The sequence below is a fragment of the Chromobacterium sp. Rain0013 genome, assembly GCF_015291765.1.
Taxonomy (GTDB): Bacteria; Pseudomonadota; Gammaproteobacteria; order Burkholderiales; family Chromobacteriaceae; genus Chromobacterium; species Chromobacterium haemolyticum.
In genome coordinates, this window is sequence record NZ_CP031514.1 from 3531072 (window position 1) to 3543921 (window position 12850).

General features: G+C 52.7%; 8 protein-coding genes. 4 read left to right on the forward strand and 4 right to left on the reverse strand.

All coding sequences use genetic code 11. The features are described from left to right. Positions 1–25 precede the first annotated feature (25 nt). From groL to DXT74_RS16320, 4 genes are all read left to right on the forward strand, one after another. Entirely contained in the window at positions 26–1642 is a 1617-nt protein-coding gene (gene groL / locus DXT74_RS16305) for a chaperonin GroEL (protein WP_114152272.1), read from the forward strand. Between the two features lie 1129 nt (positions 1643–2771). Next, the gene (locus tag DXT74_RS16310; protein ID WP_194426485.1) at positions 2772–4052 is read left to right on the forward strand and encodes an EAL domain-containing protein; all 1281 of its coding nucleotides are present in this window, start codon (positions 2772–2774) and stop codon (positions 4050–4052) included. 92 nt (positions 4053–4144) lie between these two features. Then, entirely contained in the window at positions 4145–4825 is a 681-nt protein-coding gene (locus tag DXT74_RS16315) for a response regulator transcription factor (protein WP_196783778.1), read from the forward strand. Further along, complete coding sequence (locus tag DXT74_RS16320; RefSeq protein WP_194426486.1) at positions 4825–7209, forward strand: ATP-binding protein; 2385 nt, start codon at positions 4825–4827, stop codon at positions 7207–7209. Before DXT74_RS16315 ends, DXT74_RS16320 begins: the two co-directional genes overlap by 1 nt. Positions 7210–7257: 48 nt before the next feature. On the opposite strand, the gene DXT74_RS16325 is transcribed toward DXT74_RS16320, so the two are convergent. From DXT74_RS16325 to DXT74_RS16340, 4 genes are all read right to left on the reverse strand, one after another. After that, a complete protein-coding gene (locus DXT74_RS16325; RefSeq protein WP_194426487.1) occupies positions 7258–8424 on the reverse strand; it encodes a fimbrial protein in 1167 nt (388 codons plus the stop codon). Then, positions 8424–10949, reverse strand: a complete 2526-nt coding sequence (locus tag DXT74_RS16330) for a fimbria/pilus outer membrane usher protein (protein WP_194426488.1) — start codon at positions 10947–10949, stop codon at positions 8424–8426. Before DXT74_RS16330 ends, DXT74_RS16325 begins: the two co-directional genes overlap by 1 nt. 11 nt (positions 10950–10960) lie before the next feature. Continuing rightward, positions 10961–11701 carry a molecular chaperone gene (locus DXT74_RS16335; protein ID WP_194426489.1) on the reverse strand — a complete coding sequence of 247 codons (741 nt, stop codon included), beginning with the start codon at positions 11699–11701 and terminating at the stop codon, positions 10961–10963. Positions 11702–11870: 169 nt separating this feature from the next. Continuing rightward, positions 11871–12386 carry a fimbrial protein gene (locus tag DXT74_RS16340; protein WP_194426490.1) on the reverse strand — a complete coding sequence of 172 codons (516 nt, stop codon included), beginning with the start codon at positions 12384–12386 and terminating at the stop codon, positions 11871–11873. Positions 12387–12850 lie beyond the last annotated feature (464 nt).

A 12850-nucleotide genomic window follows, 5' to 3' on the forward strand; every position in this document is an offset into this window, starting at 1 on the left:
CTACAATCATCACAGGAGTTAAACCATGGCTGCGAAAGAAGTCCGCTTCCACGACAACGCCCGTGAGCGCATCGTCAACGGCGTCAATGTGCTGGCTAATGCCGTCAAAGTCACCCTGGGCCCGAAAGGCCGCAACGTACTGTTGGCGCGCAGTTTCGGCGCGCCGCACATCACCAAGGATGGCGTGTCGGTTGCCAAGGAAATCGAACTGAAGGACCCATTCGAGAACATGGGCGCCCAGATGGTAAAAGAAGTGGCGTCCAAAACCGCCGACGTGGCGGGCGACGGCACCACCACCGCCACTGTGCTGGCCCAAGCCATCGTGCAGGAAGGCATGAAGTACGTCGCTTCCGGCATGAATCCGATGGACCTGAAGCGCGGCATTGATAAAGCCGTCCAGGCCGTAGTGAAAGAGCTGCAAACCCTGTCCAAGCCGGTGACCAACAGCAAGGAAACCGCCCAAGTCGCCGCGCTGTCCGCCAACTCCGACGAGTCCATCGGCAAGATCATCGCGGATGCCATGGAGAAAGTGGGCAAGGAAGGCGTGATCACTGTGGAGGACGGCAAATCCTTGGACAACGAGTTGGCCGTCGTCGAGGGCATGCAGTTCGACCGCGGCTATCTGTCGCCCTACTTCATCACCAACCCGGAAAAACAGACCGCCGTTCTGGAAGACCCGCTGGTGCTGCTCTACGACAAGAAGATCAGCAATATCCGCGATTTGCTGCCGGTGCTGGAGCAAGTGGCCAAGGCCGGCAAGCCGCTGCTGATTGTAGCCGAAGACGTGGAAGGCGAAGCGCTGGCCACCCTGGTGGTGAACAGCATGCGCGGCATCCTGAAGGTGGCCGCCGTGAAGGCGCCTGGCTTTGGCGATCGCCGCAAGGCCATGCTGGAAGACATCGCCATCCTCACCGGCGGCACTGTCATTTCCGAGGAAACCGGGCTCACGCTGGAAAAAGCCGGCCTGCCGGAGTTGGGCAGCGCCAAACGCGTGGAAATCGGCAAGGAGAACACCACCATCATCGACGGCGCGGGAGACAAGGCCAAGATCGATGCTCGTGTTCAGACCATACGCGCCCAGATCGATGCGGCCACTAGCGACTATGACCGCGAGAAACTGCAAGAACGCGTGGCCAAGCTATCTGGCGGCGTGGCGGTCATCCGCATTGGCGCGGCCACCGAAGTGGAAATGAAAGAGAAGAAAGACCGCGTGGACGACGCACTGCACGCCACCCGCGCCGCAGTGGAAGAAGGCATCGTTGCCGGCGGCGGCGTCTCCCTGCTGCGTGCTCGAGCCCACATCAGCGGCTTGAAGGGCGACAACGCCGACCAGGATGCAGGCATCCAGATCGTGCTGCGCGCGCTGGAAGCGCCTCTGCGCGCTATCGCCGCCAATGCCGGCGACGAGCCCTCGGTGATCGTCAACAAGGTTCTGGAGGGCAAGGGCAGCCATGGCTACAACGCTGCCAGCGGCCAGTTTGGCGACTTGGTGGAAATGGGCGTGATCGACCCCACCAAGGTGACTCGCACCGCGTTACAAAACGCCGCTTCCATCGCCAGCCTGATCCTGACCACTGACGCCACCGTGGCCGAAGCGCCGAAGGACAGCAAGGAGAAAGTGCCGACCGAGTTGGATTATTGATCCGCTGACCTGGTCCTCTTCCATCATTTGCCCGCGCTCACGCGCGGGCTTTTTTATTCCCAAAATCTCAGTGCTACCGTGGGGTCTGATCGATATCTGCGCAGCTCGTATCGGCCAGCATGCCATCCCGCCCCTGCTGCCGCGCCTGTGTCAGGACTTAAGCCACATCAACAGTCTGCTTTAGAGCTGTATAACCATGCAGGGCATTGGTGCTATGTTGCCGCATGATCCTGGCCGCGCGGTATTTACCCCACTTCTCACCACTCCCACGCAAACCACCCAACTCCCGGCAAAAGCCAGACACCTCGCCACTGGCCCGCCATGAGTCGCGAATGAATACCAACAACCCGACATCATCTGCAGTGCTTCACTCGGCCCCCTGGCAAAGTCGCGTCCGAGTTAAGCCAAACCCTGCCCCACTGGTACGGCTGTAGCCGCCCCCCTCGTCGCGCGGAAACCTCCGCTACAGAGTCCGGGCTCTCGATGATCTGTTTGACGGCTGCTTCTTTGAATTCAGAGAGGAACGCCGTGTGCTCCTGAACCTCCACTCATGCCCATAGAGCAGGAATGCCTACGGAATCGGAAGAATCCACCTATGTTCACAAGCAGCGCAGAACACGGCGAGGCGCATCTTTTTAGGATAATTCCTATGTAGAAGCAAACAGCCCATTTCTACCATAGGGACTTTTATCGACGAGCCCCCAATGAAAATTCCTTCATCATTTATAGGCATATTTGCTGTAGACAAATCAATACAGGATCGGCCCAGCCACGCAGTCACATTCATCAGTGGACATTCTGTAGTTAACGACATCATGCCCCCCGAGAAACTTATCGCTCCCTCTGTTCTTCATCCTGTATTTCACGATGAATGCCATATGAGATTTTGGATAAACACACCAGGCATACCTGCCGCATCACAATAATCGCCCACCTCAAAAATGACAATGCAGTGCCAAATAATGGCATGAAAAACCATAGTCATTATCATTCACCGTTCGCAAACAAGGATTGGCAGATTGTGAGATGGGGTGACTTTTTTACATTACGGTCTACCCACGCCACAAACCCAATAAAAACGTGCGAAAACCTCCAACCCAATAACTCCAGTAACCAAAAAGAAAACGATATGAATAATATAAATGTAATGATAGTAGATGATCACCCATTGGAAAGCGCGCATGTTTGCCGCATTTTTCAGGACTGCGGCATTAACCAGACATTCAACGTCAACCACATATCAGATGCAATTAATATTATTAAGCGAGAGAATGTAGATTTATTGATATGCGATATTCTGATGCCCAATGGCGGCGGCGCAAAATTAATCTCACAGCTGCACAACCTATTGAAGCAACAAACCATATCTTCATTACCCATTCTTGTTTGGCTGAGTTCAATGAATAAAGTGCTACTGCACTCGCACACCCAATTGGCGTATGAGGCCAATTTTCGACACGTCAATTCAATAAGCAAGCCATTCAATAAGCAAAATTGCATGCACATTCTCTCGCATGTCAAAAATGTATTCAGCCTATCGTCCCGCTCTCCATCTGCACCAACAGCCTATGGCTTTAAGGAGCAGGAAATCATAGAGGCACTATTTTCTAAAAACAGCATTTCAATTGCCCTACAGCCTCAGGTTCGCCTCGCCGATCGAAAGATCGTTGGAGCGGAAGCTTTAGCACGCTGCCGGCATCCTATACTGGGCAATATCGCACCGGATGTATTTTTGCCCATCATTAACAAACTGGGGCTAGATCTACTTCTATTTTTCCACGTACTTAGTCGCATCATCGCCACTCAACAGGTGCTGGCGCGAAACGGAGTTTTTCTACCTATCGCAATCAACGCCTCCGCCAGCACCCTAATTTCTCCCAGCTTGACGGAAGAAATCATTAAACGCTGGGATCTGACAGGACTACCCAGATCACTGCTGGTAATTGAGTTGACCGAGAATGTTGAACTTGAACACGGCTTGGACCTGATGGTGGCTCTTAATCAGCTGCGTGCCAATGGCTTCGCCATTGCCTGTGATGACTACGGAATTGGCATATCAACCCTAAAGATTGTTTCCCGTATGCCATTCACCGAATTGAAACTTGACCGGGAATTTGTCGCAGCCATGCCACGCAGTGCCAAACACCGGGAAATAGTGCGCTCATCGATTTTATTGGGAAAAAAATTAAAACTAAAAATCATCGCGGAAGGCATTGAAGACGAGGCCTGCGCCGACTCTCTACTGAAAATGGGCTGTGAAATCGGCCAGGGCTTTGGCTTGCACTTTCCAATGCCACCAGAGAAATATTTAGAACACATCCTACATCAGCACGAGAAGCTAGAGGAAGTGGCAGAAGAATGTACAGAACTGGTGCATATCATGCACAGAATCGAATTTAAGAGCACCTGATTCAGATTTGTACCATATTGAAAGCACGAGGCGCAGCGAAACGCTTCTCGAGTCAGTCACTTTATGGCAATGTAATTTAAATTGACAAAAGCATGCGGAAAAAAATAAGTATAATCATACTAGATGATCATGATTTGATCCGGATTGGGTTAGAAGTAAAGTTAATGGCATACCCAGATCTGAAAATTACGGGAAGCTATGCGAGCAGCCAACAGCTACTGGCCGCATTGCGGGAATCTATACCAGATGTATTGTTGATGGATTTTACGCTGAGCGACAACGAGATAGATGGCTTGAATCTAATTCAATCCATCAGAGTGCGCTATCCCAGTTGCAAAATCCTCGTCCTCTCCGCCAGTGATCTACCCGGTACCATCAACATTATGCTAAAGGCTGGCGCACGAGGTTTTTTCAGCAAATCCCAACCCGTGGAAGCTTTGGCTGCCGCCATTCGCACCGTCAATGCCGGTCGCATCTATCTAACTCCACAGGTCATGAGCGAACTCAACATTCTGCTCTCCGACACCATCTTTAAAAAAGATGTTTCCACGCTAGTTAAAAAAGATGTTTCCGCTCTAGACCCTTTTGCCAAACTATCACCTCGCGAACGTGAGGTAGTAAGGTGCTGTCTGGACGGAATGGGCACTAAACAGATTGCGGAGAAGTTTTCACGCAGCATTAAAACCATCAGCACGCAAAAGCATGCTGCATTTCAAAAGCTGGGAATCCAAACTGATCAGGAGTTGTTTGTCCTGAATGCGAAGCTGAGGTGATGGTGCAAAAATACTACCGGGGTCTGTGCTTTATTCTACTGACTCAATTACAAGCCTGCGGAATAGATGGACTGCATACCAACCTCAATCAAGAAGAAAAAGACTGGATAGCCCAGCACAGGGAGGTCGAGGTTTACCTGCTCCGCACCACTCCGGTTCTCCGCAACAAAAGCGGAGAAGTACGTTTCCGCGGCATTGAATACTATTACCTGAAACACATCGAGCGTCAAACTGGGCTACGTTTCAAATTCACCCTCCAACCTTCAGCCAAGGAGTGGGTAACGACGCTTGCCAGCAGCAAGCCCCCCATGCTTGCCAGTGTCAATCAAGACACAATAAGCCAGCTTAGCCTGAATAAGAACTACTATTTCACTCAACCCTACTCCACGCAGTCATTGATGGTGATAAGCCGACGCAATCAAAAGCCCATCTATAATGCCAACGATCTACAAGGTCTGACTCTGGCTTTTATCTTCAACGACAACTCGCGCTCATGGATGGCACGCGATGGCCTAAATGTGAGTTTCTATCCCGTTGATACTTCGACCATGACTCTTCGCTCATTGGTTGACATGAAAGCAGATATTGCCCTAGTTCCAGAAACCTATGCACGCTTCATGCTCAATCACCGTTTCCCCGAACTCAAAAGCTCGGGGTCAATGCCTGGCTATTATGCAATCTATAGCTTTGGCATCAGTAAAAGTCAGCCGCTGCTGTACCGTATCATCCAGAAAACCATGGATAACATGACCGCGGATGACGTGGATGATGTTCGCACCGACTGGGAAAACGAAATTGCGACAAGACCTACCGCTTACACAGTGATGCGTACTTACGCTGGAGAGGGCGCCATACTATTACTCGCCTTTTTCTTGCTATTGTGGACCGTGCGTCGCGCCAATATTTTGATGCGCAAAGCACAAATGGGCGAGGAGGCAAAAAGCGAATTTCTTGCCGTGATTAGCCACGAAATCCGCACGCCAATGAATGCCATCATCGCTGCGGGTGAATTGCTGCATGCCATGCCAATGAGCGAGAAACAGCACCAGCTGGTTGTACAATCCAACTTGGCCGCAAATAGTCTACTGCAACTATTGAATAATATTTTGAGCACCTCACGGCTAGACGCCGGACAGGAAACGCTGGAACTGTCCTTTGTGGATGCTGGCAATATCCTAAATGGTCTCTCAACCTTGTATCGTCTGGCAGCCGAGACCAAGGGGCTGCAGATGCACTACGCAACCGAGCTACCCTCCTGTACGCTGCTACTGGATCCTTCTCATCTTCAGCGTGTGCTGCACAACCTTCTGTCCAACGCGATCAAATTCACAAAGCAAGGCAGCATTACTTTGCAAGCGTGTTTCCGCATGGATAGCGCGAAGCCAACGCACGGAATGCTCATCTGCCGGGTTAGCGACACCGGTATTGGCATTAAGGAGGAGGCTCAAAAAGCGGTATTTTCCCCATTTGTACAGGCGGACCCCAGCATCAATCGCCAGTTTGGCGGAAGCGGTTTGGGGCTGGCCATCAGCAAGCGCCTAGTCGAACTGATGAAGGGGCGGATTAGTCTATACAGCGACGGGCACTCCCGCACGACGTTCACCATTGAAATTCCAACGGAAATCGGTGGGCCTTTGAACAAGGAGCCTATCGTTCCCCTTGGTGAATTAAGTGGATCAGAGATCGGCTACAACCAACGAGTGTTGGTAATAGAGGACCATCCCGCCAATCAGCAGCTGATACGTGATCAACTGTTAGAGCTAGGCTGCGAGGTCTCCATTGCCAGCAACGGCATGAGCGGATTGTCAATCCTGCGTGAGCTATCGGACGTCAAGCTGATCCTGCTGGACTGCCACCTACCTGATGTGAATGGCTACGAGGTAGCGCAACGGATTCGAGCAGAAGAAAAAGCGGAGAACTTACCGTTGACTCCCATCATTGCCATTTCCGCCACCAATGATTATCAGCATCAGGAAAAATGCATGTCCAGCGGTATGAATGGCCTGCTGGTGAAACCGCTAAGGCTGGCTGATCTGCAAAAAATTCTTTCCATGTGGTTAACGGATGTTTCGGTAGAAAAAATAGCCAAACCGCCCTCCTCTTATGATGCCAACCTGTGGGATCTGTTCATCGAGTACAACGAGGCAGACTTTGCAGGTGTGGACTCCGCCATCAAACAACAGCAATGGGACGTTGCCCGCCAACACGCTCATCGAATTTACGGCTTGGCACTCAGCATGGACGTTCCTGAATTAGTCACTGTCGCCGGCAAGCTGGAACAGCTCCTAGTGGAACACCAAGTGGATGCCTTGGCTCCCGCCTTAGCTCAACTACGCGCCGCACTGGATGCCATTGCCAAGAACATCTCGGAGGGTGAAAGCTAGCCTTTCATTTCCTTGCCGGTGAAAGGCCTGCCAAATCATCGCTCACACCTACCGATAGTTAATCAGAAAAGTTGCCGTAGCATTGATCTGCCCCGGCGTCACCACCGGTTTGGTCTGACGCATGCGCGCATGAAAAGACAGCACGGTCTGCTTGGCATTCGACCTGATACCGGTATCCAGCCAGTTCGTGGTCAAATCATTCGCACGCAACAGCGTCTGTCTAGTATTGGCATTACTTTGCAACAGCTCCACAGCCACGCCGCTGGCGTTCCCTGCACCCGCTAAATTACCGATCAGATCTAGACTGGAGGAGTCGGCATAGTCGGTTGAGAAACCATAGTACACCCGGCCCGTGGTTGGCATTGACGGGCAATTGATGCTCACCGTAAACGGCACGCTGGGCATGACCGTATTCACCCCAGTGAAACGCTTCAGCGGGTATGACCCCAGATCCAGAACAGGTCGAGAAATGGAGACAGGATCGCATGGCGCGATCACTGAGCGTGTCGCGGACAAACGAAACAGCCCCAACAGCTGGCTGCCAGTAGAAGTGGCCCCCCAATTGGTATGCTGCATTCGCATGCTGACTCGATCGTAACCACCAAAATTGGCGGCGCTACCTGTATTCGCGTTCTTTTCCAGTTCCACCGTCACCACCATCGGCGTCAACGCTTTCAGCTTGTTGATGGTGACACTGTAAGTTCCTGGCGCCCCCACCGTGTTAGGGGCGCTGGGATTCAACGCCTCTCCCTGATCCCCCACAGTCACCGCATTGGGAATCAGGATCGTATTGCCGGGACTTTTCACCGACATCCACATTGAGCTATTACTGGTGTCATACCCGTAAACAAAGCGGACATTAACCGCATTGGATAGCGTTTCTATGAATCCCGACGAACCGCGTGGGTTCGGAGCTGTCCGATCCGCCATTACCAGCAACTGCAGGTCCCCCGGTTTTCGGCATAGCAAGATCACTTTGTCGCCATCAGTCATGCCGGTGGGAGCGGGCGCCGACCACTGCGCGGTTTGGAAGATACTGTACAGCGGCAAGCTATAAGGGATAGACACCGTGGATGGCATCTGCACCACATTGGTGGTATTGGAACCCTTCCAGGAACACTCCGCGAGGGCCGCGTGACAGCTACTTGAAACCAGCAGCAATAGTACGCCGGCAAGTTGATATCGGCCTATGCCTTTGTTTTGCGAACTATTCATCAATTCACCTTCTCTGGGGCGCAAATCGCTGAGGCAAGTGCTAATGCCCCACGGTTTTCGGCATGCGCCAAGTCATAATCCAGTACACAGCGCTGAGCGAGTTGCTCACCCCATTTGATCCTCAGCCGGCCATGGTCTGCGCTCGCCCGGAAATACGCGCGACTACCCTGCCCCACCACTCCGATAATCGCACCACCCTCATCTAAAACATCTGAGCCGATGGGCAGCGGGTTGCCCGAGGCCTGTTGAAGTTCCAGCAATACACTGCGACCACTCTGGGTTTCAAACTTAACGTGGACCACCGCGCCTCCCAAGGGGACCGCCATTTTGCTGGTCTGTTTCAGTTCAATCTCACTGCCCATGCCTTCCGGCGACAAGGCAACCTCATTCATCCGAAATGGAGTCAAGTACGGCACGATAGCGAATCCCCTGCTATCCACCTGCACATTGCGCGTATTCAGCACGCCGGCACCCGCGGCACCCGGCGCCTCGACAATGGCGAATGATTCACCCAGTGATTGCCCGAAAGAGAGCCCACCGCGATGCGCCACCACGCTGCCAGCCGCACCTGCCGAGTACTGCTTATAGCTACCGGACTGAGAGAGTGAGCCCTGTAAATTGACGCTACTGAACTGCTTCTGCGCATTCGCTCCCCAGTTGGACTGTCGACCTTGGCTGTCGTAGCCGGCGTAAGCCCCGAGCGTCACGCTATCGTCTTGCGGCAGGCTGCCATTCAAAGCGGTCTGTAGCGTAAAGTCCCCCCCATTGCTGCTTACGCTGCTGACACTGTTCAGCTTGGAGCCGGACGAATGGTCGAATGGAATCGTCACCCCAACGAATAATTGATTAGCCGCTTGATTGGCATCATTTAATGTTCGCCCAATACTGGCTGTAAAATTGTAGTGTTTATACGACCCAGAGTAGCCAAGCTGGTACTGTGTGCTCCTTCCAGAACCCGCCCACTGGGTTTGCGTGCTGCCTGAAAGGTAAAGCTGTCCGTTGCTACCCAAGGCCTGACTCATAGTGATATCAAAACGATTTTTCTGGCGGGGAAATTGCAAAGCCATATCTCTATTGGCGATAGAATCGTTGGCGTAAGCGAAGTCGCGCAAGGACAAATACCGTTCAGTGGAGTAACGGTATGCCGCCAGGGAAAAACTGGTGTCCGTCGCCGTGAGACGATAGCTGTGACTCAATTTAAAACTCATGCCACTGTAGGCTTCGCCATTCCATAACCGCGCTTGTGAACTAGTCACATCAGCCGAAATCGCCCCCAGAAAGGTATTCCAGCCCACCCCAAGCAAACCGGAGGCATAATTTTGGGCTAGTTGACCTGCCCCATAAGCGGTGACAAAGCTGTTCACTCCAACGCTATATGACAACTGAGCGAAATAGGGTTGGCTCCGTATGGAAGGGTCGCGCAACTGGCCTGCTGTCAGGCTGTAGCGACTCACCCCCTCACGCAACATATCTGGAACCGCTGAATATGGAATGGAGTAGACGCGCACCTTGCCGTCCGCCTCAGTGATTTCCACTTGCAAATCCCCGCCGTAACCAGTCGGGTACAAATCATCAAACTCAAACGGCCCAGGCGGCACCGAGGTCTCGAAGAGAAGATAGCTGCCCTGGCGAACAGCCACTTTCGCCTGGGTCATCGCAACTCCTCTCACCACCGGCGCGTAGCCCCGCTCCGAATCCGGCACCATGCGCTCGTCTCGGCTCAACTCCACGCCAGTGAACCCCACAGCATCAAAATATCGGCCGCTGGTGAAGGCTTGCCCAACAACATAGCGGCTCTGCCAATTTGGCAAACTACCTTGCAGATACGAGCGCACACTCTGCCAACGATGGTCGCCGTTCGAACGTCCCGTATAGCTCGCCTCAGAACGAAGCTGCATTCCCGCCAGATTGATGCCACCGGTCAGATTAAGATAATCACTGCGTGAGCTACCGCCACCTTGCAGTTCGGAATAGTAGGTATTCGCGCGGTAGTTGGCGAAGGCGACATTCAGACCAGTATCCCATTGCGACGGGTCCACATAACCACGGCTCCGCCTGGACAGCGCCATCTGTGGCAAGCTAAGGTTAAGCCTTTGCTGCGCGCTGTCATATTCGCTGCTAGCGTCAGGCCACAGCGAATTAATGGCTACACAGTCATCGGCTTTGCTGAACAGAGCCTTTTGATCCGCGTTGAATTTTTCTACCGCCACACCCAATGCCTGCAAAGTGCTTTGCGAAAAACAGGGATAGGCATTGCTCTGTCCTGGCTGCTTGACGAAAAGAATATCTCGAGTCTGCATGCCGACGTTGTTTACATAGAGTTCAACACGATGCAGGCCCGGTTCAATCGGGGTTTCCGTAGCGAACCGGCTGACGTCCACTTTATCGCTGCCAAACAGGAAAACATCATTAAATATGACGGCCTCTTGTTTATTTTCAGCCTGAGGCGGGGAATTCCGCGCGGAAGCATCACCACAAGCGAACACAATAAGACAGGCGGATATTTTACGGTGAGCAGGCTTCATCTTCCGGTCTTTCAATTCTTATTTTTATCCTGCAGCGTAAATATACTGAAAGCGTTCGCCCCAATATCGTTTATCAGGTTAAATTCCACTTTCTCCATATCCACGTTTCCAGGCACCTGCGAGGTGAAATGAAAGATACGCGTTTCTCCTGGACCCAACATATTGGTTTCCAAGCTGTGCCGCTTGCCCTTTGCCTGAACACTCGCATTCGCAAAAGACGCATAAAAGCCAGTAGGGTTAAGCACCTCCAAGGCGGTAGCCCCATTTTCTTTGACCAGCCGCCACTTCAGCTTGCCACCCAAATCTTTAGGCCCTTCGGCCAAGGCTATTGGACGAAAGAATACTTTCACGCGACTGCGCAATGCCAGTTGCAAGGTATTCTGTCCATTATCAATTTTTGGCTTGGGAGGTATTTCCAAAACATTCAAATAGAAAACCGATTCACGATCTTCCGGCAAGGCCTCTCCCGTATATTGCATACGTAAAACTTGCCCCTGCCGTGCAGACATGCGAAATACCGGCGGCGTAAGAATGAATGGCACCTTCTGCTCCGCAACTGCCTTTTCCACCCCATCATCCAGCCAAGCCTGAATCAATAAAGGGCTGTCGCTTTCATTGCTCAAGCGGACTAGTTGCTCCCGCTTTCCCGCATCATAAATGACACGGGTGCCATACAGCATGACGGCTGCCGTGGCAGAATTTGCGTGCAGAAAAAGCAGAATCAACCAGACGGCACCACTAAGAACTTTCATTTTCAAACCTCTCCGGACCTCACAAGCGCATTCCGCGCATACCTATTCCTTCCAACACAGATGTGTGGCGATCAATACCAATGTCAGCGAAAAGGCTGCCCAGCCTAATAGCGCGTGATGGCAGCCTCGGCTTACGCCGTGAAGCATCCGTTTAGATCATGGAAGCGCCTTATTCATACGCCAAGGTATAAGTCGCCGCAGCATTGGCAGTGCCCACCGAGGCCACTCCGGTGGCAACGTACCACGCGCTATAGCGCAGGGTGGCGCTGCCGCCGATGATGTCCTGATAAGAAGAGGTTGGCGGCGCTTGGCCAAACTTGTTCTCCGCGTCAGCCATATCGTAGATGGCGATCTGTACGTTCTTCGCCTGATTAACATCAGCGGTTAGCCCTAGTCTGCCCGTGCTCAAATCCGCGGTTCCTGATTCAAACTTGGCGGCAACCTTAGCCACGCCTTCCGTACACCCCGTCAGCGCAATCTCAAACCGTGTCTGGCCTGCACGCGCGCCCGGAGTTGCCAGCGCACTGGCAGGTACGTCGCCCATGTCGATAGTCAGATCAGGAGAGTTAATCACGCAGGTATTGGCTGTCACATTGCCGGTAAAGCTCATGTTCCCATCCGCGGCCAAGGCCAGACCGGGAACCATTGCGCCAGAAATCAATGCGAGAGCTACTGCCTTTTTCATATCGTTACCTTAAAAGTGTTGAACTCAATGCCAACCTGAACTCAGGAGGCAACAGACCAGACGCAATCGCTACCGGTTCTGCATAGGCGGATACTATCCAGACCCTTACTTTGGCCACATAGGATTAATCCTAAAAACAGCCCATGCCGCAGAGCCCGTTTGGGGCTGTCTTCGCCCCGGATATTCGTTCTGCGCTTGGTTTTCGGAGGGTTTTGTCCGCTAATTCCAATGACATACATGGAAGCTGCTTCTCTACACGAGAGGTGCACGAACCACTGGAAGTCGCTGGCTGTTGGCGCCACTTGGCCGTGGCGCTGGATTTGTTCGCTCGTCGGGTGACGAGCAGGGAGAGGGGTGGTCGGATACAGACTTCATCCACGCGCTTGAGCATGCGCATAGATAGCTTGGCGGTCCCAAGCCCGTGTTGCTTCATTTCGACCAAGGCGGCCAATACGGCAGCAAGA